29 protein-coding genes and 1 pseudogene are annotated in these 19,731 nt (G+C 39.5%); 2 read left to right on the top strand and 28 right to left on the bottom strand.

Annotated elements, in window-relative coordinates:
• Position 1 precedes the first annotated feature (1 nt).
• The 23 genes and pseudogenes from purC to PCY12_RS05670 all read right to left on the bottom strand — a co-directional run bounded on the left by purC (position 2) and on the right by PCY12_RS05670 (position 14,239).
• Complete coding sequence (gene purC, locus PCY12_RS05780) at positions 2–709, bottom strand: phosphoribosylaminoimidazolesuccinocarboxamide synthase (protein WP_301351995.1); 708 nt, start codon at positions 707–709, stop codon at positions 2–4.
• A gap of 169 nt (positions 710–878) precedes the next feature.
• Entirely contained in the window at positions 879–2,228 is a 1,350-nt protein-coding gene (gene comB, locus PCY12_RS05775; RefSeq protein ID WP_301351993.1) for a competence pheromone export protein ComB, read from the bottom strand.
• 12 nt (positions 2,229–2,240) lie between these two features.
• Positions 2,241–4,394, bottom strand: coding sequence for a peptide cleavage/export ABC transporter ComA (comA, locus tag PCY12_RS05770; protein ID WP_301351991.1), 2,154 nt, complete (start codon positions 4,392–4,394; stop codon positions 2,241–2,243).
• Positions 4,395–4,937: 543 nt separating this feature from the next.
• Positions 4,938–5,168, bottom strand: coding sequence for a bacteriocin immunity protein (locus PCY12_RS05765; RefSeq protein ID WP_301351990.1), 231 nt, complete (start codon positions 5,166–5,168; stop codon positions 4,938–4,940).
• Positions 5,169–5,246: 78 nt separating this feature from the next.
• The gene (locus PCY12_RS05760) at positions 5,247–5,426 is read right to left on the bottom strand and encodes a hypothetical protein (RefSeq protein WP_042900083.1); all 180 of its coding nucleotides are present in this window, start codon (positions 5,424–5,426) and stop codon (positions 5,247–5,249) included.
• A gap of 80 nt (positions 5,427–5,506) precedes the next feature.
• Positions 5,507–5,722 (bottom strand): bacteriocin immunity protein, encoded by a 216-nt coding sequence (locus PCY12_RS05755; protein ID WP_261061575.1) that lies wholly within the window; start codon positions 5,720–5,722, stop codon positions 5,507–5,509.
• Positions 5,723–5,725: 3 nt separating this feature from the next.
• Positions 5,726–5,893 carry a class IIb bacteriocin, lactobin A/cerein 7B family gene (locus PCY12_RS05750; protein WP_001047582.1) on the bottom strand — a complete coding sequence of 56 codons (168 nt, stop codon included), beginning with the start codon at positions 5,891–5,893 and terminating at the stop codon, positions 5,726–5,728.
• Between the two features lie 236 nt (positions 5,894–6,129).
• Positions 6,130–6,324: a class IIb bacteriocin, lactobin A/cerein 7B family gene (locus tag PCY12_RS05745; RefSeq protein ID WP_000180815.1), complete on the bottom strand. Its 195-nt coding sequence runs from the start codon at positions 6,322–6,324 to the stop codon at positions 6,130–6,132.
• Positions 6,325–6,358: 34 nt separating this feature from the next.
• Positions 6,359–6,514, bottom strand: coding sequence for a hypothetical protein (locus PCY12_RS05740; protein ID WP_001004584.1), 156 nt, complete (start codon positions 6,512–6,514; stop codon positions 6,359–6,361).
• Positions 6,515–6,525: 11 nt separating this feature from the next.
• Positions 6,526–6,654 carry a smi_0059.1 family bacteriocin-like peptide gene (locus tag PCY12_RS05735; protein ID WP_000658224.1) on the bottom strand — a complete coding sequence of 43 codons (129 nt, stop codon included), beginning with the start codon at positions 6,652–6,654 and terminating at the stop codon, positions 6,526–6,528.
• A 242-nt stretch (positions 6,655–6,896) separates the two neighbouring features.
• Positions 6,897–7,457: a DUF6287 domain-containing protein gene (locus PCY12_RS05730; protein WP_134990278.1), complete on the bottom strand. Its 561-nt coding sequence runs from the start codon at positions 7,455–7,457 to the stop codon at positions 6,897–6,899.
• Positions 7,458–7,487: 30 nt separating this feature from the next.
• On the bottom strand, positions 7,488–8,369 hold the full coding sequence (locus PCY12_RS05725; RefSeq protein ID WP_301351988.1) for an N-acetylmuramoyl-L-alanine amidase family protein: 882 nt from the start codon (positions 8,367–8,369) through the stop codon (positions 7,488–7,490).
• A gap of 46 nt (positions 8,370–8,415) precedes the next feature.
• Positions 8,416–9,588, bottom strand: a complete 1,173-nt coding sequence (locus PCY12_RS05720) for a CAP domain-containing protein (protein WP_301351986.1) — start codon at positions 9,586–9,588, stop codon at positions 8,416–8,418.
• Between the two features lie 198 nt (positions 9,589–9,786).
• On the bottom strand, positions 9,787–10,374 hold the full coding sequence (locus PCY12_RS05715) for a recombinase family protein (RefSeq protein WP_061439959.1): 588 nt from the start codon (positions 10,372–10,374) through the stop codon (positions 9,787–9,789).
• Positions 10,375–10,980: 606 nt separating this feature from the next.
• Entirely contained in the window at positions 10,981–11,106 is a 126-nt protein-coding gene (locus tag PCY12_RS05710; protein ID WP_007284823.1) for a PncF family bacteriocin immunity protein, read from the bottom strand.
• 2 nt (positions 11,107–11,108) lie between these two features.
• Positions 11,109–11,339 (bottom strand): bacteriocin-like peptide BlpU, encoded by a 231-nt coding sequence (blpU, locus tag PCY12_RS05705; RefSeq protein ID WP_049512844.1) that lies wholly within the window; start codon positions 11,337–11,339, stop codon positions 11,109–11,111.
• Positions 11,340–11,532: 193 nt separating this feature from the next.
• Positions 11,533–11,733 (bottom strand): SPPN_00645 family bacteriocin-like peptide, encoded by a 201-nt coding sequence (locus PCY12_RS05700; protein ID WP_301351984.1) that lies wholly within the window; start codon positions 11,731–11,733, stop codon positions 11,533–11,535.
• A 32-nt stretch (positions 11,734–11,765) separates the two neighbouring features.
• Positions 11,766–11,954 carry a hypothetical protein gene (locus PCY12_RS05695; RefSeq protein ID WP_301351983.1) on the bottom strand — a complete coding sequence of 63 codons (189 nt, stop codon included), beginning with the start codon at positions 11,952–11,954 and terminating at the stop codon, positions 11,766–11,768.
• Between the two features lie 19 nt (positions 11,955–11,973).
• Complete coding sequence (locus tag PCY12_RS05690; RefSeq protein ID WP_061439961.1) at positions 11,974–12,156, bottom strand: class IIb bacteriocin, lactobin A/cerein 7B family; 183 nt, start codon at positions 12,154–12,156, stop codon at positions 11,974–11,976.
• Between the two features lie 110 nt (positions 12,157–12,266).
• A complete protein-coding gene (locus PCY12_RS05685; RefSeq protein WP_261061981.1) occupies positions 12,267–12,407 on the bottom strand; it encodes a hypothetical protein in 141 nt (46 codons plus the stop codon).
• Positions 12,408–12,418: 11 nt separating this feature from the next.
• On the bottom strand, positions 12,419–12,547 hold the full coding sequence (locus PCY12_RS05680; RefSeq protein WP_000658222.1) for a smi_0059.1 family bacteriocin-like peptide: 129 nt from the start codon (positions 12,545–12,547) through the stop codon (positions 12,419–12,421).
• A gap of 242 nt (positions 12,548–12,789) precedes the next feature.
• A pseudogene (locus PCY12_RS05675) lies at positions 12,790–12,972 on the bottom strand (LytTR family transcriptional regulator DNA-binding domain-containing protein); the annotation flags it as partial.
• 157 nt (positions 12,973–13,129) lie between these two features.
• Positions 13,130–14,239, bottom strand: a complete 1,110-nt coding sequence (locus PCY12_RS05670) for an N-acetylmuramoyl-L-alanine amidase family protein (protein ID WP_301351982.1) — start codon at positions 14,237–14,239, stop codon at positions 13,130–13,132.
• A gap of 293 nt (positions 14,240–14,532) precedes the next feature.
• On the opposite strand from PCY12_RS05670, the gene PCY12_RS05665 reads away from it, so the two are divergent.
• A complete protein-coding gene (locus PCY12_RS05665) occupies positions 14,533–14,724 on the top strand; it encodes a hypothetical protein (protein ID WP_301351981.1) in 192 nt (63 codons plus the stop codon).
• A gap of 45 nt (positions 14,725–14,769) precedes the next feature.
• Here the strand turns inward: PCY12_RS05665 and PCY12_RS05660 are convergent, their stop codons facing one another.
• The 4 genes from PCY12_RS05660 to PCY12_RS05645 are packed head-to-tail and all read right to left on the bottom strand — an operon-like array spanning position 14,770 to position 17,934.
• The gene (locus PCY12_RS05660; protein WP_000136445.1) at positions 14,770–15,003 is read right to left on the bottom strand and encodes an acyl carrier protein; all 234 of its coding nucleotides are present in this window, start codon (positions 15,001–15,003) and stop codon (positions 14,770–14,772) included.
• Between the two features lie 5 nt (positions 15,004–15,008).
• On the bottom strand, positions 15,009–16,001 hold the full coding sequence (gene plsX, locus PCY12_RS05655) for a phosphate acyltransferase PlsX (protein ID WP_301351979.1): 993 nt from the start codon (positions 15,999–16,001) through the stop codon (positions 15,009–15,011).
• Positions 15,998–16,768 carry a DNA repair protein RecO gene (gene recO / locus PCY12_RS05650; protein WP_301351978.1) on the bottom strand — a complete coding sequence of 257 codons (771 nt, stop codon included), beginning with the start codon at positions 16,766–16,768 and terminating at the stop codon, positions 15,998–16,000. The genes plsX and recO overlap by 4 nt, the downstream gene beginning before the upstream one ends.
• Positions 16,765–17,934 carry a pyridoxal phosphate-dependent aminotransferase gene (locus PCY12_RS05645; protein WP_301351977.1) on the bottom strand — a complete coding sequence of 390 codons (1,170 nt, stop codon included), beginning with the start codon at positions 17,932–17,934 and terminating at the stop codon, positions 16,765–16,767. Before PCY12_RS05645 ends, recO begins: the two co-directional genes overlap by 4 nt.
• A gap of 148 nt (positions 17,935–18,082) precedes the next feature.
• Between PCY12_RS05645 and PCY12_RS05640 the strand changes: the two genes are divergently transcribed.
• On the top strand, positions 18,083–19,093 hold the full coding sequence (locus PCY12_RS05640; protein ID WP_301351976.1) for a YeiH family protein: 1,011 nt from the start codon (positions 18,083–18,085) through the stop codon (positions 19,091–19,093).
• 182 nt (positions 19,094–19,275) lie between these two features.
• Here PCY12_RS05640 and PCY12_RS05635 read toward each other — a convergent pair whose 3' ends face one another.
• Positions 19,276–19,713 (bottom strand): CoA-binding protein, encoded by a 438-nt coding sequence (locus PCY12_RS05635; protein ID WP_301351974.1) that lies wholly within the window; start codon positions 19,711–19,713, stop codon positions 19,276–19,278.
• Between the last annotated feature and the right edge of the window lie 18 nt (positions 19,714–19,731).

Raw genomic sequence — 19,731 nt, 5'->3', positions numbered from 1 at the left:
ATTATTTCAAACCTTGCAGCTTCTCCCAAACAACTTCATAAACATCGGTTAATTCACCTAGTCCCCTACGGAAAACATCCTTATCCATGTGGTTGCCATCTGCATCCCACAAACGGCAGTTATCTGGTGAAAATTCATCTGCTAAGATAATCTTGCCATCCTTGTCAAAACCAAACTCTAGCTTAAAGTCAATCAACTTAAGCCCAATCTCAGTAAACCAGACTTTCAAAAGTTCATTGATACGACGAGTTTCTTCCTTCAAGTAGGCAATCTGCTGGTCATCCGCAATCTTTAGGAATTTCACATGCTCGTCATTGATAAACGGGTCATCCAAATCATCATTTTTGTAGTAAAATTCGACAATCGGAGTCTCAAATGCGATTCCCTCATCCACACCAAAACGTTTTGAAAAGGAACCAGCCGTGTAGTTGCGAAGCACGACTTCCAAAGGAATGATTTCCACCTTTTTATTGAGTTGTTCCGTATCTGAAAGTTTCTCCACAAAGTGAGTCGCCACACCAGTCGCATTTAATTTCTCAAAAATAAAAGATGAAATCTGATTATTCAACACTCCCTTGCCCGCAATCTGCTCCTTCTTGACACCATTGAAAGCAGTCGCCTGGTCCTTGTAAGTTGAAATAATAAGATTTTCATCCTCAGTTGTATAGATATCTTTAGCTTTTCCCGAATAGATCAATTGTTTTGACATTTTAAAGTTCGCCTTTCGTATTACTTGAGCACATTCTACCATAAAAAACCTAAAATTACAAGAATTTAACCGAATAAATAACGTAGTAGCATCAAAAATCATAAAGAAAAAACTGCAAGAAGAATCTTTCTCACAGTTTTAAAATCATTTAACTCTAAAAACACGAACATTACTCTTTGTTCAAAAATTGATCTAAATAATAACGTAGGTAACTTTTCTTGCCCGTAATCATCTGCAGATGACCTTCCACCCCGTACCGAAGTTTTTCAGCCTGCTCCGAAGTTAGATTAGTCTCCGCCTCGATTTTAAAGAAATTCCCTTTTTCAGTCTTGGTAGCTGTCGCATCAATACTTGTAATAGTAGAATCTAGGAAAAGTTGATTCTTGGCATCATGAGTCGTCGTATAACGAACAGAATCACCGACCTTGATCCTTGCTACATCTTTTGAACTTAGATAAGCTGTGAGTTTGGCTTTCCCTTCTTTTTCCAAGGACGGATAGAGTTGGGCTAGTAGAGTCCCCTCTGCTACCATGGTAGAATCACTAGTCTCAGGATTAAGGTGAAGCACCCCATCCTCACTCGCCGTAATTTTCCCCTTGTCTAAAAGATTTCCCTGTACCTTCTTACCTGACTCCACCTCCAAGATTTTCTGGTCTAGAAGGGTCAATTCCTGACTAACCTTTGCTAAGTGTTGGGATTTAAGGGATTCCAATTGACTACTTAAGCCTGATGCATAGGCTTGTTGGGTACCTGAACCTGCATACTGGACACGGTAAGTAGCAAGACTAGATTCTAACTGAGAAAGCTGCGCTTCAACCTGCGCAACAGCCTGAGCCTTAGCTTGCGGATTTTCCTCGCCCTGAGACTTGTAGGACTGGTAGAGAGAGTAGGCTAGATTCTGACTGGCCAAGGAAGCACCTGTTTCAATAGCTGACTTAGCTGTCTGGTAATCGCGAATTTTAGCCTCTGTTTGGCTGATGAGGTTGCCGATTTCGGCTTGGGTTTGGCTAGCTGCTGCATTCTGGGACGCGATGGTCTCATTTTGTTGCGATGTACTAGCCCTAAGACTGCCTGCTTGACTGATGTAGTCGCGAAAGGTGGCTTGGTAGCCAAACTTATCCTCCTCTGGAAAGTGGTTCTCCCCTTCTTGCAGACTTTTTTGCAAATACTCCAATTGCTTTTTTTGATCCTTGAGCATGTCCAACTGACTAGCATAGGCCTCCGCTTGGACACCCTCTGCCCCTTCTTGGTATTGAACCAACAGTTCTCCCTTTTTAACCAGCTTATTTTCTTCCAAATGATTGACAAGAATACGATTGTTGCTAGTTGACTGTATATTTGCAAGGATACGACTAGGCTCGACAGTAGCTCTAGTAGACAAACTCATTTCCTTCTCTGCAACAGTTGCAAAGCCAAGTAAAAACACGAGCAGAAGGGACATGGGTACAATCACCCGACTGGAAAAATTATGGTAACGACGATTATAAAACTCCGCACTTTCTAAAAATTCTGGTTTCATCCTCTCCTCTTTCTAGCTATTTACCAAATGGGCATAAAAGCCACCCTGTGCAAGCAAATCAGCATGCTTTCCTTCTTCAACAATCTTGCCCTGATCCAAGACAACAACCTTCTCTGTCCGCTCAGCAATGGTCAAGCGGTGGGCGATGAAAATCAAGGTCTTGTCTAAAGCCATCAGATTATCGACAATTCGCTTCTCTGTCAAGATATCCAAACTGCTGGTCGCCTCATCCAAAATCAAGACTGGTGCATCTGTCAAGAGAGCACGCGCTAGAGCAATTCTCTGACGTTGACCACCTGAAATCCCTGCCCCATCCGAAGTCAATTCTGTCTGGTAATTCAGTGGCATGCGCTCAATGTCCTCCCGAATCTCTGCCAATTCGACTGCCCGTAAGATATCCTCTTGAGTCGTCCCTTCCTTGGCCCCAAGGAGAAGATTCTCCAAAATCGTTCCGTTAAAGACATAGGGCTGTTGAGGCAGATAGTTGATATACTGACGCAGAGTCTTTTTATCAATCTGATTGAGATTGACACCACCCAGACTAATCTCTCCCTGACTTGGATCATAAAAATTAACCATCATCTTGGCCAAGGTCGTCTTACCTGACCCTGAAATTCCCACAAAAGCCACCTTAGAGCCTTGGGGAATGGTCAAATTGATATCTGACAAGACATCTCGACCATAGCCATACTTGTAATGAACCTGCTTGAAGGTCATCTCTCCCTTCATCAAGCTCAGATCCTCAACTGTTTTCTTCTCCTCAAACTCAGAAGCTACTAGATAAACCTCATTTAGACGGTTATTGGCAACCTGCGCTGTCTGAAGCTTGGTTTGCAGATTGATGATATTTTCCAAAGGATTGGTAAAGTAAACCAGCAAGGTATTATAGGTAATCAATTGCCCTAAACTCATCTTGCCATCCATGACCAGAACAGCCCCCATCCAGAGAATGCCGACATTGAGCAAGAGATGGGCAACTTTTTTCAGAGCCTTTTGCTGACTCTCTGCCCGACTATAGGTAAAGGATTTTTTCAAATAATCCACAAATTCCTTGTCAATCTTTTGGTAACGCTGACTTTCACTGGTCAAGGACTTAATAGTCTCAATACCGTTGATGTCCTCAATGATAGAAGAAGACAGCACCGCATTGGCTTCCATGGTATCCCGATTCATCTTTTCAAACGGCTTCATAAAGGCAAAGATAATCACTGTATAGATAGGAAGTGCCAATAAAGTCATGAAAAAGAGATTGGTATTTTGTGAAAATAAAACAAGGGAAATAATGACAACAGTTGATACATCCAGGAAAATCGAAAGAATGGTCGAAGCCAGCGCATCGATGATACTGTTAGCATCCGTGAAACGAGACACGATTTCCCCTGTCCGACGTGTTGCAAAAAAGGACATAGGCAGGTGAAAAACATGCTTGATATAGGACAAAATCACATCAATAGACAAGCGTTGCCCCAAAACAAGTAAGAGATACTCCTGAGCGTAAGACAAGATTTGCTGGAGAATATAAACAATCACCAGCCCAATAGAAATAATCCCCAGTGTCGAACGCATCTGATCTGGCACATAGGTATCAATGATAGACTGCAGATAATAAGAACCCACAATGTTAATCACGGTTACCAAGAATGTTGCCAAAACAATATTGGCAATCAAGCCACGCTGCTTCACTAATATAGGGATAAAAGAGAGCAGGCCATTCTTTTGATCCTTATGAGGCTTGTAGTCTGGACTCGGTGCCATAAAAAGAGTCACTCCTGTCCATTCTTCCGCAAAACGCTCACGTGGCAGTTTGGTCAATTTCACCCCAGGATCTGGATCTGCAATATGAATGCTATCCTTATCCTGCCCAGTCACCACATAGTAGTGGAGCAATTTTCCTTCCTTAAGCACATGGGCAACAAAAGGAAAAGTCAAATCTGGCAAATCAAAAAGCGTCATATCCGCCTTAATGGCTCGCGTCTCAAAACCAATCTCCTCTGCCACCTTGACCAAGCCCAAAGCCGTCGTCCCATCCATGGTCGTCTTGGCCAATTCTCGCAAGTGAGCCAAAGAATAATAACTACCATAGTAGCCAAAAACCATGGCTAATGAAGCTACACCGCAGTCCATCTGATCCACCTGCGAACGATAGTGACGTTTCCCAAATTTCATATTCATCTCCTTTTCCTAATACTCAATGAAAATCAAAGAGCAAACTAGGAAACTAGCCGCAGGCTGCTCAAAACACTGTTTTGAGGTTGTAGATAGGACTGACGAAATCAGTCACATATATACGGCAAGGCGACGTTGACGTGGTTTGAATTTGATTTTCGAAGAGTATAAACTCATCTGATAACAACTATCTTACCCCAATCTCCAAACAAAAACTGGACTTCCTCCTCAAATGCGCCTATCTACCTCCCAACTGCACTTTTTGGATAAAAAAATAGGCAGAACAAGCGTCCTACCTACTAAAAATATGCTATTGAAAGGAAAATGATGTTTTACTGTCACCCTAGGCAAGCTTGGAACAAATAAACCATTGATAGTAACCTTTACGACATCCTATTTAAAGTTACTTCAATTTTTAATGTCCCTGCTATTTCTAAGCCACCTCTGGTATGATCTATTCCTAGTCAGAATAGATAACACCGTTCTAAATTACGATTCATAGTTACTCCTTTTGTTGATTCGTTACTATAAGACACCTATTCCCTATAGAGCGTCTACTGCTTCAATTTTATCTATTCTTTTTTCTTTACTTCTGTATAAAAGAATGAAGACCATCATAAATAATGCAATCGTTGGTATATTGAAACTATCAAACCAAGTAGGTAAAGATACTTTATTCATATCAGCTACTAATCTGATGATGATATAGAACATTGAACTAAGTAATACCATGATTTCAGGCCAAACTTTCAGTATTGATTTAACAAATTTCATATTAAACTCCAATGTGATGCATTCTTAGATTCTACCCTAACCATTTTCAGCGCAGACTAACAAGTCATTCTTAGCTGCTTACTCTACTTGCTTTTTATTGACCTTATATCCTAGATAAAAGAGTCCAAATAAAACAGGGTAAATTTCTGGATAAAATAGGGTATTGATTGGATTTTTCAACATCAAATACGTTGCGATGTAGATAATGAGTGATACGGTAAAATAACCCTCAGCAAATCCTAATAAAAATGTTTTCATAAGAAACTCCTAATTACCTGACAAGAATGGCGGAAAAACGCTACCATTCATATACACAAAATCCTTTTGATTCATGTTCTTCATTTATAGTTTTGATTATTTTTTGACAAATCTTTGCGAAAAATACCAAAATATGCTGAGAAAAGCAAACCAACCAAAGTCCATTGCCAATTAAAGGATACTAACGAACCTGTACGAATCACATGAAGCGCGACATTAAGAGTTATTCCCAACAAAGGACATATCGTGGCTAGTTTAGGTAACAATGTATTGAGATTAAGGTTGCGATTATTCATTATCTAACGCCCACGACGAGCAAAATCTGAACCAAATTTGTAACCAGCATTAAAAATTTGTACAGCAGCATTCAGTACTCCTGCAATCCCAACTGCTTCCGCAAGACCAAAACCACCTTTTGTTCCCACTAATTCATCGTCAGATAATTGATAAAATTGTTCTAAGTTCATATTCGTCATTACTCCTTTGTATTATATTTTATTGCTATGTAAATGATTAAAATGAGTATTGGATAAGTAAATACTTCTGAAATATCCATAAAATTTACACTATACTGTCCAGATAATATTTTATAATCAATTAAAATTTGAACGATAGTAAAAATAATACGTAGCGATAACAATACCCCTAATAATATCACTTCTTTTTTTAAAAACATAGAAATGCCTCTCTGACTACAATCAGATTATGGTCTATTCGCATAATACCCCAAAGCTGCTCCTCCAGCAAAAAGCGCTGCTGCTCCACCTGCTACTGCTGCACCTATCTTCCAGATAGACACTCCGGCGATTACAAGAGGCAATGCTCCCCCATCCACATCCATCAACTCTTCTTCTGTAAGAGCTACAAAGTTCTGTTCCATTTTGTCAAAATTTGTCATCTTTTTTCTCCTCTTGTTCTATTTTTTCTAAATCTTATCTTCTAAAAAATGGGGTTCCAATAAATATACCGCGTAACAATAGACCTGTAATTAGACCCCGTTGATAACTTTCCTTGCTACCACCCACCAGCAAGGCTAAGTCGCTTTCCTTTAATACCTCAATAGTATACTTATCATTCATTTCATTCATCTCTTATCCCCCTAAAAACCAAAACCTCTACGAAATCCAATGTACCAATCTGCAAGGGTCTTCACCCAACTTTCTCCACCTTGAATATCGGTCAATTCTTCCGAAGTTAGCTCAACAAATCCATAGTAATGTTCTTTCATTATTTTATTCCTTTCTTTTTTCCTCTTACTTATTTATTCGAAAAATAATTCGAAAATGTACAACTAAATTAAATTTTATTTCAAAAATAATTTAATGTACCATGAATAGAAAATCGGTAGATACATAAACCAGACTCCTTTCTGTTTCCTCTTACTTATCTATTCGAAAAGGAAGTTAAAAAAATAAGAATATCAGAAAATTTTCCGATATTCTTATTGATAAATTTGTAAGTCTATTAAAACTATTCTACCTTGTAAAAAAATCCCTCAGTACTACCATTGATGAGTTGGTGTCCAGACCATAAGCGGTCTTGTGTGATGTCAGACGAGTCAGTATAGCCATTATCTGTAGAAGAGGTGACAGACATGGTTAGAGGGATTCCTGCTGGTAAAAAGGCAATAGCTGCACCAGCACCTCCATCTTTAGAAACAGAACTTGCCTTGAGATAGTGGTCAATTTCTTTAGCATGTTCAATTGAAATCTGTGAATAATCACTTACTAAGCCATTTTTATCGAAAGTAAATTCAATACCTGTACTATTCCTCCAAGTTCCTGAGACACTAGAAAAATCTCCATTTTGAATTGCAGTAATATCCATTCCTTTAATTTCTTGTGAAGGTGTTGTTTCTCCTGATATTGGATTTGTTACAGATTTATTTTCTTCCGATGTAGAAGAAGTTGAACTAGTACTTGAAGCAATTGCTTCAGAACTTGCTGAGGAAGTGTTTTCACTCTGAACTTGGCAAGCAGTTAAAATAGGAACAGCTAAAACACTGATACTGACTAAAACTAATTTTCTCATTTATTTAATTTTGCAATTTTGAATTGTTTATTATACCCATTCTCCATTGTAATCGACACGGTAGCCATCAGGGGTCGTTGTATTGATTGCGAGCGCTCCAGAGCTATAGGCATAGTACCATTTACCAGATACTTTCATCCAGCCAGTTTTCATTGCACCTGAGTCTTGAAGATAGTACCAGCTACCATTATCTTTGACCCAACCTGTCTTCATCGCACCTGAGCCGTCGAGGTAGTACCAACTACCGTCTTTTACCCAGCCAGTTTGCATCCAGCCAGAGTTGTCAAATCGATACCAAACACCATTGATTTTTTCCCAGCCGTTAGTTGTGTAAGAGCCGTCGGAATGCTTGAACCACCAGCGAGAACCAGCTTGAACCCAACGGTCTGTTTTTGTTGGTGTTGGAGTTGTAGGGGAAGATGCTGGAGTAGTTGTATTCCCAGAAGTTTGATTAGTTGATAAAACTTCTAGTTTAGTTAGGTAAATGTAGAAAGCAAGACCTTTACCTACATTTTCTCTCACATCTACTGTCGCTTTGTATCGAACTCCTTTTGACTCAAAGTTCATACTATAGATTCCAAAATTTGTTGCCTTAAATGTAACTTGTTTTCCATCAATCTGTACTTGACCTTCTGGAAGATTTTTAAAAAAGTTTGGGAATTGATTTTTAAAATTGCTACTATAATTTTCATCAACCAATTCTATACTAATAGCTTGTTTAGATAAATCATCAACTGCTCTTTGAATTTTTGCTTCTCTTTTCTCTACAAGAGTCACATCTGTTGCAATAATACTATCTGACTGAGTGTTTGTTTGAGGTGCTGGATCACTTGAGGCGTTGACACTTGAAATTGTAGCTCCTGTTGCTAGGAGTGATAAAACTGCTGTAGTAGTTAAAACGATTTTTTTCATAATTTTTGTATTCCTTTTCTTTTTATCTATTTTTTATAATCTTATCCTAGACCCACTCACCGTCAGCATTGACACGGTAGCCATCAGGTGTAGTCGTATTGATCGCGAGTGCACCAGAGCTATAGGCATAGTACCATTTGCCAGAAACTGTAAACCAGCCTGTTTTCATAGCACCTGAGCTATCAAGGTAGTACCAGCTACCATCTTTCACCCAGCCTGTTTGCATCCAGCCTGAACTATCGAAGTGATACCAGATATTATCTAATTTTGCCCACTGATTGTAAGGGTAAGACCCATCAAGTTGCATAAACCACCAACGAGAGCCCGATTGTCGCCAAAAACCCATACCCCTACCAATATCTTGCATTTGAAAAAAGAAACCTGGTTTATTAGTCCCGTTAGACTTACCTTGTTTTGTTTTCTTACTGGTATGAGTTCCGATTGCCTTCAAGTCTTTGTCAAAAAGATTCGCCTTAGTCGCAAATGTTTGAATCTGAGAAGAATTTGCTTCTGTATATTGAATGGCCTTTCCATAACCACCAGTTAATTCTTCAGAGCCACCAGATGATGTTCCGAAACTTTGTGCAACGGTAATCCATCCATTTTGAGTGACAGGGTTTTCAAAGGCTGCCAAACCCATATAGGTCAATTCTGAATTGATTAAGGATTCGTAGTGTCCAGTTTGACCAGATACACTTGCCCCACTACGAGATTTGACGTAATCTGCTTTTTCGTCATACCATTGATTAATAGCTGTCATAAATCCATCATAGTTCCAAGCTAAGTTTTCGGCTAGTGAAAAATTCCCTGAAGGCCAGGCACTCCAAATATCTTTATTAGATAAACGTTTATGATGCCTAGTTACAGAAGCTTCTGCTGCCCGAACGAAGGCTGTTTTTTCTAGTTCAGTTGACCATTTGATCGGAACATAGCTAGTAACTAGACCTTCATCTGCTGCCTCTTTTCGAATAGCATTGATACGATCTAAGATAGCCTGTTTATCTGGCGTTAAGAAAGTCCCTTCAATCCCAACTAGAGTAGTACCAGAAGAAGTACTAGTGACCTCAGAGTTTAAGATATTGTAGGATTGACCATTGATTGCTTGAGTGGAAACCAGCCTATCATTAGCAGCTACTGATTGTGATGTAACAATTCCTACCCCAAGAAGTGATAGAGCTGAAATCGTTGCAAGTGTGAACTTTTTAGCTTTGGTGTCCATTTCGTGTCCCCCTATTTTTATTTATTGTAAAATAATCAGTTTGTCCTAAAATCTAGACTTTTTTGGACAAACTTGATAAAATGGAAGTGTAATAATAATTGGTCAAAATGCTGGATTTTAGAACCTTTTTTCTAACGAAAACGCTTCTAAAATAGACTGTATTTTCTGTCCAAAAAATCCTAGGTTTTTTGACAAGAACTATGAATTTTTTATCCAATTGTGAAAGGTGCTTTTTGATACTCCTAAGATGTCTGCACCTTCTCGTAAGGTTATTTCTTTTTTCTTATATTGAGCTATCACATCAGGGAGATTATTCGGGACAATCAATTTTGGTCTACCGAATTTCTTCCCTTTTTTCTGTGCTTCCCGTATTCCTTCCATTTGTCTTTGTTTGATTTGTTCTCTTTCAAACTGTGCCACATAAGATAGGACTTGTAAAACGATATCGGAGATTAGTTTTCCTGTGATATTATCATTGCTATTCTTTGTATTTAATAAGGGGAAATCTAAAACAGTTATATTTACTTTCTTTTTCTTAGTAATTGCTTGCCATTGTTCTAAAATTTCATCATAGTTTCTTCCCAACCTATCAATTGATTTAATAACCAATTCATCATTTTCTTTCAAGGTAGTTAATAATTTTTGATATTCCATTCTGTCAAAATCTTTTCCTGAAACGTAATCAATAAAAATATTCTCTTTTGATAATTTGTTTTCTACTAAGGCTGAAAATTGCCTATCAATATTTTGTTCTTTTGTAGATACTCGAACATAACCGTAACGCATAAAAACTCTCCTTTTTACACTTATTGTAAAATATAAAAGAGGGCAAAATGCCCTCAAGGAGTAGTGTATTCAATTTCTATCAATTATACATTAGTTCAAGCTGGTTCATCAAGACTTAAAAGTATGTAAAAAATCACAAACTAAGACCTTCTTCATTCCTTTTCTTCAACTTTCCTAATTTCTATACCTATTTTTTATCAAAAATACATGTAAAACTCCAAATGATGCAAATAGACACTTCAACTGCACTTTTTAGCAAAAAATAGGCAGAACAAACGTCCTACCTACTAAAAATATGCTATTGAAAGGAAAATGATTTTTTACTGATACCCTAGGCAAGCTTGGAACAAATAAATCATTGATAGTAACATTTACGACATCCTATTTAAAGTTACTTCAATTTTTAATGTCCCTGCTATTTCTAAGCCACCTCTGGTATGATCTATTCCTAGTCAGAATAGATAACACCGTTCTAAATTACGATTCATAGTTACTCCTTTTTTTGATTCGCTACTGCAAGATTCCTATTTACCTGATAAGAGGAGAGATGGTCCTCTTTACATGTGCAAGATAATTTTGAATCAGATTCATCATTTATCGTTTTGATTATTTTTTGACAAATTTTTCTGTTTTCTTCTCCGAAGACTTTAAAAATTTTTTTCTAATTAAATCATCCATATAGGGACCAAATATACCAACTACTAAACCAATAATAAAACTTTTAAAATCCATAATTACCACCAACATGTCGCTGCATATGCCACACCTCCAAGTATAGCTCCTCCCGCAGCACCAGTTGCTGCACCTTGCCATGTTCCTGTTTTAATTCCTAGCTGAAGACCTCGTGCTGCTCCTCCTCCAACACCTGCTTTGGCAAAATCTCCCCAATTGCATCCGCCACCTTCAAGGCAAGCAAGCATCTCAGTATCCATAATTTCAAATTGTGACATCGTTTTTGTATTCATAACGAATGCCTCCTTTTGTATTTTTAATGCTTGTCTTGTTGCAAACTTGACAAGTTTGGTATAGCAGTGTTTATTAAATTGTTTCATCTAAATCTTGAATTACTGAAATAATCATTCCCTGTATTCTTCTTATTTATCTATTCGAAAACGAATTCAAAAATATAATATATGATATTCGTTTTAATAAACTATATTAATAAAATGCATTGTAAACATTTCGCCCAAATGCTCTACCAGCATTATAGATACCACCGAAAAATCTTCCCGTACTATCAATCACTTTATGGACATCGATGTTAATATTACCTCTCCATGACACTCGACCGCCCTCTACTATTGCTAAATCTTTTTCTGTAAGACTTGTAAATTTTTCTTCAATTTTTATCATATTCATTATGTCTGTTCCTCTTTATCTATAATTTTTTATTAAAATAAATAATTGTAAACCATTTCGCCAAACTTCTGTCCTGCCCAATAAACCGGTCCTAAAAGTAAGGTCCCTAAAGCATAAACCCCAACTACTCCAACTATGAAAATGAATACTTTTACAGGAATTGACTGCAAACTGTAAAAGTTCTCTACCCTAGTAATCCAACTTTCTATCATGCGTTCCATCAGCGCTCTTCCTTCCCTGTTAACGTCCACGACGCTTAGCATGTGCTCCTGAAGCACCATCTACCGCACCCAATAAAAATGTTCCTGCAATTGCGACTCCTCCAACTACTACCAGACCAAATAGCAAGCCTCCTTCTACATCGGCCAATTCCTCATGACTCATTACATGAAAACTATTTTCCATATTTTTAATTTGTTCCATCTTATTCTCCTTTTTTGATTCTTAACGATTGAAAAAGGTAGTTTTTTGTCTTTCCTTTTTCATATATTCTATTCGTTGTTATAGATAACCTTTACTCTCTAAATATTATCTTAGAATCCAAATAATGCACGACGTAACCATAGACCTGTATTTAAACCCCGTTGATAGCTTTCCTTGCTACCACCCACCAGCAAGGCTAAGTCGCTTTCCTTTAATACCTCAATAGTATACTTATCATTCATTTCATTCATCGCTTATCCTCCTAAAAACCTAAACCTCTACGAAATCCAATGTACCAATCTACAAGGGTTTTCGTCCAATTTTCTCCACCTTGAATATCGGTCAATTCTTCCGAAGTTAGCTCAACAAATCCGTAATAATGTTCTTTCATTATTTTATTCCTTTCCTTTTCCTCTTACTTATCTATTCGAAAAAAATTTCGAAAATGTACAACGAAATTAAATTTATTTAAAAAATAACTCAGTGAACCATGGGTAGAACATTGATATAAACATGAACTAGGCTCCTTTCTTTTTCCTCTTACTTATCTATTCGAAAAAAAGTCAAAAAAATAAGAATATCAGAAAATTTTCCGGCATTCTTATTGATAATTTGATTCAAGTCTAACAGATATTAGACATTGAGATGTTTTTTAAGGGTTCTTCTGGCTGTTCGTGATACGGGGAAGTGCAGACCTTCTAACAGGGTCACTTCTGTCGCAGTCATCTCTTCAATGGCCTGTAAACTGACTAACGTATTGCGATTGGCATAGACAAAGTAATCTTTTTCAGCCTTGGCAGCGATATCCTTGAGACTGCCATGACAGACTCCTTTTCATTATTTTATAGATAACTCTATCCCCTGCTCCATCTACAAAAGGCTTTAGTTTCCTTTTAAAATACAAGAAATCTAAAGCCTCCTGAAAATGGTATATTGGTTAGAGTGTTAACGATTAGTTGTGAAGATGTTATTTTTATTTAACCACAACCACTTTATAATATTCGTTTGAGTGTGGAGATTCAATCTTAATTTTTTCACCGTATAAACCATCGATTTCTTTATCCAGATAATCTGAAACTCCTGATGGCAAGCGTTTCATCTTAAGAATTTCACCAGATTGATCCGCATAGGCTAGGAAGTGATAGTGGGTTGTAGCCATACCATCATCAATTAATACAAAGTAACCTGTTTTGAGCTTACCTTGCTCATTTTCTAAATAGTATAGTTTATTGTTATTGATTGTAAAGTGGGTAGCTCCAAGACGAAGTCGTGCACCTGGATTTTCTAAATAGACATCATTGCCAACTTTTTTAATCTCTGAATAGGTTGTCATTGCTGGGATATTAACCACACGATGTCCATTTTCATCAAAGTAGTAGCGATTTGGTAAGTTTTGGAAGTTCTGTACAACTGCCTTAGGATCAATTTCTTGTCCTTCTTCTTTATTATCCACTAAAGCTAAGGTAGTATTTGCAACCTCATCCCCATATTTGTTAGAGAACTTCTTGAACTCTGGTCTGATATACCAAGTGTTTTTTTCAATAATAACATCGTCACCTTTAGCATTTAGCAAATATTCTTGCCCATCTCCAAGTTTGACAATATCATGAATATTGTATCCAGCATCTTTTCTATTTGCTAGATAGCCATCCTTACCAATGACATAACTTTCCCCATCACTGGCTGGAACAGCTCTATCTGCGACCATAGCACCTGATTTTTCAAAGTAAGACCATTTACCATCTATGAACTCCCAACCTGTCATCATAGAACCACTAAAATGAAGATAGTACCATGTAGACCCTTCTTTGTACCAACCTGTACGCATGGCGCCACTATCTGCGAGCGAATACCACGTATCACCGTCTTTGAGCCAGCCTGTCTGCATTTTACCAGTGCTGTCGAAGTGATACCAAGAACCTGCGTTTTGTACCCATTTATTTTTAACGAGACTACCATCTTGAGAAAGATTCCAGTCAGTGCCATTTTTAACCCAAGTATCTGCAGCCTGTGCTTGGTTGATAGATAAAAGTAGACCAGCACCTGCAAGCAAACCAAGTGTGAGTAGTTTAGATTTTTTCATAGCCATTTCCTCCTTTATTGAATAGCTATAAGAGGGCTTCCCCTCTTTATTTAGCTATATTCTAATACTTTTCATTGTCAAAGTCAATAATATTGTGAAAAATTAGACAATGTTATCAATATCTACAAATTGTATTTTAAGTAATACCGTATTGCTATAACTCTATAAAAGTCCTTTCTTTTTTCTCCTTTTAGAGATTGATTTTTCTGATTTCATTATATCCCTTATTTGTCCTCAGATTTCTCCTGTCCCTAGAAAGACTAAATCTGTTCCTAAACGGTCACTTATACTCAATGAAAATCAAAGAGAAAATTAGGAAGCTAGCCGCAGGTTGCTCAAAGCACGGCTTTGAGGTTGTAGATAGAACTGACGAAGTCAGCTCAAAATACTGTTTTGAGGTTGTGGATAGAACTGACGAAGTCAGTAACCATACCTACGGTAAGGCGACGCTGACGTGGTTTGAAGAGATTTTTGAAGAGTATTAAGCCAAATAAAAAATTCCAAAGCAAATGCCTTGGAACTTCTTATCTTTATTTTGCTTGAATGATTTTAACCACATCTCCTACACTTTGGAGTTGGTCAATTTCCTCATCGCTGATTTCGATATTAAATTCATCTTCCAGTGTCAAGATAAACTCCATCAAGTCAACTGAGTCAGCATCCAAATCATCTTTCAGACTCAAAGATTCTGTGACGACAAAGTCCTCTCCCTGTCGCTCTTGGATAATGGTCACAATACGGTCAAAAATTTCTTTTTCTGTCATCTCTTTTATTCTCCTGAAAATTCACGCGCAGTCTGGGCAACTACGTCTGTTTCTAGCATGGTACGAATCTGGCGAATTGTACTATAAACAGCCTTGGCATCGCTTGAGCCATGAGTCTTAACAACCGGTGCCTTAACACCAAACAAGACCGCTCCACCAACATCTGAATAGTTAAGCTGTTTTTTTAAACCTCTGAGGCTGTCCTTGAGAAGGAGGGCGCCTAATTTCGCTCGAAGACCACCACCTGTAATAGCTGTCTTGAGCAAGCCCATGATTCCCATGGCTGTCCCTTCAATAGATTTGAGCACAGCGTTTCCCGTGAAACCATCTGCCACGACAACATCTGCAACGCCATTCATCAAATCACGCGCTTCCACGTTTCCGATAAAGTTTAAACTCGTATCAGCTGCTAGTAATTCATAAGTTTCCTTGCGAAGCGGGTCGCCCTTACTACTCTCTGTTCCATTGTTGAGCAAACCAACACGTGGTTGCGCAATACCACGGACATTTTTAGCATAAAAGGAACCGAGGACAGCGTATTGATGGAGGTGCTGGGCTGTATTTTCCGCATTGGCACCGAGGTCTAGCATGTCAAAACCTTTTCCATCTACAGTCGGCAAGGTCGACATAAGGCCAGGACGGTCGATATTCTTGATACGACCCACGATGAAAAATCCTGCTGCCAACAAAGCACCTGTATTCCCAGCCGAGAGGACAGCATCTGCTTCACCCTCTTTGACAGCCTTGGCCGCCAAGATCATGCTGGCATTCTTTTTCTTCCGAATAGCTCTCGTAGGTTCATCGTCTGAATCAATCTTCTCATCCGTATGGATAATGCTGACGCGCTCTGTCGCTGTCAGGTATTGCTTGATTTTTCTTTCATCTCCGTAGAGTTGAACCTCAATATCTGAAAAGTTAGCCAGGGCTTGATTGACACCCTCAACGATGGCCTGGGGTGCGTAATCGCCCCCCATGGCATCTACTGCGATTTTTTTCATTTGTCTTCCTCTTTTAGTAATTGACCCCAGTCTGCTAGGGAATCAATAAATTTCTTTGATTTTAGATGAATCCCAACGTACTCTTCATAGAGTTGATCCATAAATTGGCGTAGCTCTTGCTTGATTTCAGTCTTGAGCGAAATGGTCTCCAAGGTCTCAAAATCAATAGCTTGAAACTGATTGAGCAGATAGGGGATATTGGGATTGAGATGGCAACGTCTCTCATCTTCATGATAATGATCTGGGCAGAGGCAGGCTCCATATTTGAAAGAAAAGTCAAAAGCCTGACCGACCCGATGGCAAAAGACACACTCATTAAAATTGAGGCTAATACCAAATCGAGTCAAGATTTGAATTTCAAAAATATTGGTCAAAACTTGATAATCCAAACCCGCTTCCATCAACTCCAAAGTCTTTTGCAAAAAAGCAAACAAGGGAGCATCCTGCTGATTGTCCTGCAAACTAGCATCGGCAAGAGCTGCCACATAGGTCGCATAGGCCATGACAAAGAGGTCACTATTGATCTTGGGAAAGGTCATGACCTCATGATAGTCCTCAATGTAACTGAGCCCATCATCATTGATTCGCAAGAGAAATCGAGCCAGCACCAAGGGCTGAATAACAGGGGCCAGCTTAGACTGGCCAGCATGTTTAACGAAAAACATGCGCTTACCAGCCTGCTCTGTAAAAATCTTGACGAGCTTATCATCCTCACGAAAATTGCGATTGTAGAGCACCAAGCCTTGACTCGTGATAGACTGAATCATGCTTCTCTCATATACTCCTCAAGCCGTTTCATGGCTTCTTTGATCGTCTCCATGCTAGCTGCATAAGACAGACGCACATAACCTTCCCCGTAACGCCCAAAGGCAGCACCAGGGATAAAGGCAACAGCCTTCTTCTGAGCAAAATCCTTCAGAAAAGCAAAGGAGTCTTGATTGTAGCCCGCTGGAATCTTAGCAAAGATATAGAAGGCACCGTCTGGCTTGATAATCTCAAAACCAAGAGCAGTCATTTTCTCGATAATATAGTCCCGACGCTGGATGTATTCCTTCTTCATCGGTTCCGCATCGTTTTTACCAGCCGTCAAGGCTTCCACCGCAGCATGTTGAGCCATGGTGTTTGCAGCAGTAACCAGATACTGGTGACTCTTGATTAACTGGGTTGTGAAGGCCGCAGGAGCGAAAATCAGACCCAAACGCCAACCGGTCATAGCATGCGATTTCGACAAACCATTGATAATGATAGCCTGGTCTCTCAACATCGTTCCTAGAGATACATGGGCTTCCCCTGTATAGGTCAATTCTGAGTAGACCTCATCACAGACAACGAAAATCTCGTACTTGCGTAAAACATCTGCCAAGGCTCCCAACTGCTCCCGACTATAGGTAATTCCTGTCGGATTAGCTGGATAGTTGAGAATAACCGCCTTGAGCTTGTCTCCCTGCTCCAAAATGGCCTTCTCCAACATCTCAGGAGTCAAGACAAAACCATTTTCAGTTGTGTCAATCTCGACAACCTCTGCCCCAACTAGATTGACAATCGGTTCATAACCCGGATAAGCAGGAGCTGGCAAGAGCACCTTGTCTCCCTCTTCCAAAATAGCTGTCAAAGTAGCAGATAAGGCCTCTGTCGCCCCAATTGTAACCAAGATTTCATTTTCAGGAGCATAGTCCAGTTGGTACTTTTCCTTAACAAAATCACTGGCCGCCTGACGTAGAGTCAGCAGACCACTCATCCCTGTATAGTAGGATTGGTTCTGATCAATCGCTCGCTTGGCCGCCTCCTTGACATGATCTGGCGTTGTAAAATCAGGTTCCCCCAAGGTCAAACGCAAGACCCCAGAAATCTCCGAAATAGCCTGGTCAAACTGACGAATCAACGAAACTTGAATCTTATCTAACTGTTTATTAAAGCGCTTAGTTAAATCCATAGATACCTCCTACTTTCAAAACGTATCTCTATTATACTACAAAAGCCCCCCGACCGCAAAAATACATTAGAGAATAGCTTTCCACTTTCTATTTGACTTTTCCTGTTTTTATGTCTACAATGGTAAAAGATTTTATTTGGAGGTTTTTATGTCATTTCTATCAAAAAATGGAGCAGGTATCTTGGCCTGCCTTCTCATTTCTATCGTATCTTGGTACTTAGGAGGATTCTTCCCTGTCATTGGCGCGCCCGTTTTTGCCATTTTCATGGGAATGCTCCTACATCCCTTTCTCTCGTCTTATAAACAACTGGATGCGGGATTGACCTTTAGTTCCAAGAAATTGCTCCAGTATGCCGTTGTCTTGCTTGGTTTTGGTCTCAATATCTCGCAGGTCTTCGCAGTTGGCCAATCTTCACTCCCTGTCATCCTGTCCACTATCTCAATAGCTCTGATTATTGCCTACTTCTTCCAGCGCTTCTTTGCACTGGATACAAAACTGGCTACCTTGGTTGGAGTAGGTTCTTCAATCTGTGGTGGCTCTGCCATTGCAGCGACAGCGCCCGTTATTGATGCTAAGGAAAAGGAAGTAGCCCAATCCATTTCCGTTATCTTTTTCTTCAATGTCTTGGCTGCGCTCATCTTTCCAACCCTCGGCACCTGGCTTCATCTATCCAATGAAGGCTTCGCCCTCTTTGCAGGGACTGCGGTCAACGACACTTCCTCTGTAACGGCTGCCGCCAGCGCTTGGGACAGTCTTTACCAAAGCAATACCCTCGAGTCTGCAACCATTGTTAAACTCACACGTACTTTGGCCATTATCCCTATCACGCTCTTTCTATCCTACTGGCAAAGTCGCCAACAAGAAAACAAGCAAAGCCTACAACTGAAAAAAGTCTTCCCACTTTTTATCCTTTACTTTATCCTTGCCTCTCTCCTCACTACACTACTCACCTCTCTAGGTGTGTCTAGTAGTTTCTTTACCCCTCTCAAACAACTCTCCAAATTCCTTATTGTCATGGCCATGAGTGCTATCGGTCTCAAAACTAATCTGGTCGCTATGGTCAAATCCAGCGGAAAATCCATTGTTCTCGGAGCCATCTGCTGGATTGCCATCATCCTCACTAGTCTTGGTATGCAGACCCTTATCGGCATTTTCTAATACTCTTCGAAAATCTCTTCAAACCACGTCAACGTCGCCTTGCTGTATATATGTGACTGACTTCGTCAGTCTTATCTACAACCTCAAAACAGTGTTTTGAGCAGCCTGCGGCTAGTTTCCTAGTTTGCTCTTTGATTTTCATTGAATATAACACAAAAGGTAGCCCACCAGCTACCTTTTTCTTATGCTTCCTCAATTAAGCGTGTATGTTCTCTCTTGATGCAACGATTCATCACGATGTCATCACATCCACCAGCACGCAAGATTTCTTCCGCTTCTAGACTTTCAAGTCCTAGCTGTGCCCAAAAAATCTTGGCATCAGCCTTGAGAAAATCACGCGCCACATCTGGCAAAAACTCACTGCGACGGTAAACATTGACAATATCTACAGGAAAAGGAATCTCAGCGAGGCTTGCATAAGCCTTTTCACCCAAGATTGCGCCACCTGCTGCCTTGGGATTGACTGGGATGATTTTATAACCCCGAGCCTGCATTTCCTTGGTCACTCGATTACTGGTTGTTTCTTCACGGTCTGACAAGCCCACCACAGCAAGGGTTTTGCTCGTTGCTAGATACTGACGAATCACGCCATCACTTGGATTGATAAATTCTTGACTCATAGAAATCCTCCTTTTTCA

The sequence above is a fragment of the Streptococcus sp. SPS1 genome, assembly GCF_030439915.1.
Classification (GTDB): Bacteria; Bacillota; Bacilli; order Lactobacillales; family Streptococcaceae; genus Streptococcus.
This window is presented reverse-complemented; position numbering and strand designations above follow the sequence as displayed.

Coding starts and splice junctions, on each gene's coding strand:
- purC (WP_301351995.1), bottom strand. CDS start 709: ATGTCAAAACAATTGATCTATTCGGGAAAAGCTAAAGATATCTATACA.
- comB (WP_301351993.1), bottom strand. CDS start 2,228: ATGAAACCAGAATTTTTAGAAAGTGCGGAGTTTTATAATCGTCGTTAC.
- comA (WP_301351991.1), bottom strand. CDS start 4,394: ATGAAATTTGGGAAACGTCACTATCGTTCGCAGGTGGATCAGATGGAC.
- PCY12_RS05765 (WP_301351990.1), bottom strand. CDS start 5,168: ATGAAATTTGTTAAATCAATACTGAAAGTTTGGCCTGAAATCATGGTA.
- PCY12_RS05760 (WP_042900083.1), bottom strand. CDS start 5,426: ATGAAAACATTTTTATTAGGATTTGCTGAGGGTTATTTTACCGTATCA.
- PCY12_RS05755 (WP_261061575.1), bottom strand. CDS start 5,722: ATGAATAATCGCAACCTTAATCTCAATACATTGTTACCTAAACTAGCC.
- PCY12_RS05750 (WP_001047582.1), bottom strand. CDS start 5,893: ATGAACTTAGAACAATTTTATCAATTATCTGACGATGAATTAGTGGGA.
- PCY12_RS05745 (WP_000180815.1), bottom strand. CDS start 6,324: ATGACAAATTTTGACAAAATGGAACAGAACTTTGTAGCTCTTACAGAA.
- PCY12_RS05740 (WP_001004584.1), bottom strand. CDS start 6,514: ATGAATGAAATGAATGATAAGTATACTATTGAGGTATTAAAGGAAAGC.
- PCY12_RS05735 (WP_000658224.1), bottom strand. CDS start 6,654: ATGAAAGAACATTACTATGGATTTGTTGAGCTAACTTCGGAAGAATTG.
- PCY12_RS05730 (WP_134990278.1), bottom strand. CDS start 7,457: ATGAGAAAATTAGTTTTAGTCAGTATCAGTGTTTTAGCTGTTCCTATT.
- PCY12_RS05725 (WP_301351988.1), bottom strand. CDS start 8,369: ATGAAAAAAATCGTTTTAACTACTACAGCAGTTTTATCACTCCTAGCA.
- PCY12_RS05720 (WP_301351986.1), bottom strand. CDS start 9,588: ATGGACACCAAAGCTAAAAAGTTCACACTTGCAACGATTTCAGCTCTA.
- PCY12_RS05715 (WP_061439959.1), bottom strand. CDS start 10,374: ATGCGTTACGGTTATGTTCGAGTATCTACAAAAGAACAAAATATTGAT.
- PCY12_RS05710 (WP_007284823.1), bottom strand. CDS start 11,106: ATGGATTTTAAAAGTTTTATTATTGGTTTAGTAGTTGGTATATTTGGT.
- blpU (WP_049512844.1), bottom strand. CDS start 11,339: ATGAATACAAAAACGATGTCACAATTTGAAATTATGGATACTGAGATG.
- PCY12_RS05700 (WP_301351984.1), bottom strand. CDS start 11,733: ATGAATATGATAAAAATTGAAGAAAAATTTACAAGTCTTACAGAAAAA.
- PCY12_RS05695 (WP_301351983.1), bottom strand. CDS start 11,954: ATGGAACGCATGATAGAAAGTTGGATTACTAGGGTAGAGAACTTTTAC.
- PCY12_RS05690 (WP_061439961.1), bottom strand. CDS start 12,156: ATGGAACAAATTAAAAATATGGAAAATAGTTTTCATGTAATGAGTCAT.
- PCY12_RS05685 (WP_261061981.1), bottom strand. CDS start 12,407: ATGAATGAAATGAATGATAAGTATACTATTGAGGTATTAAAGGAAAGC.
- PCY12_RS05680 (WP_000658222.1), bottom strand. CDS start 12,547: ATGAAAGAACATTATTACGGATTTGTTGAGCTAACTTCGGAAGAATTG.
- PCY12_RS05670 (WP_301351982.1), bottom strand. CDS start 14,239: ATGAAAAAATCTAAACTACTCACACTTGGTTTGCTTGCAGGTGCTGGT.
- PCY12_RS05665 (WP_301351981.1), top strand. CDS start 14,533: ATGAAAATCAAAGAGAAAATTAGGAAGCTAGCCGCAGGTTGCTCAAAG.
- PCY12_RS05660 (WP_000136445.1), bottom strand. CDS start 15,003: ATGACAGAAAAAGAAATTTTTGACCGTATTGTGACCATTATCCAAGAG.
- plsX (WP_301351979.1), bottom strand. CDS start 16,001: ATGAAAAAAATCGCAGTAGATGCCATGGGGGGCGATTACGCACCCCAG.
- recO (WP_301351978.1), bottom strand. CDS start 16,768: ATGATTCAGTCTATCACGAGTCAAGGCTTGGTGCTCTACAATCGCAAT.
- PCY12_RS05645 (WP_301351977.1), bottom strand. CDS start 17,934: ATGGATTTAACTAAGCGCTTTAATAAACAGTTAGATAAGATTCAAGTT.
- PCY12_RS05640 (WP_301351976.1), top strand. CDS start 18,083: ATGTCATTTCTATCAAAAAATGGAGCAGGTATCTTGGCCTGCCTTCTC.
- PCY12_RS05635 (WP_301351974.1), bottom strand. CDS start 19,713: ATGAGTCAAGAATTTATCAATCCAAGTGATGGCGTGATTCGTCAGTAT.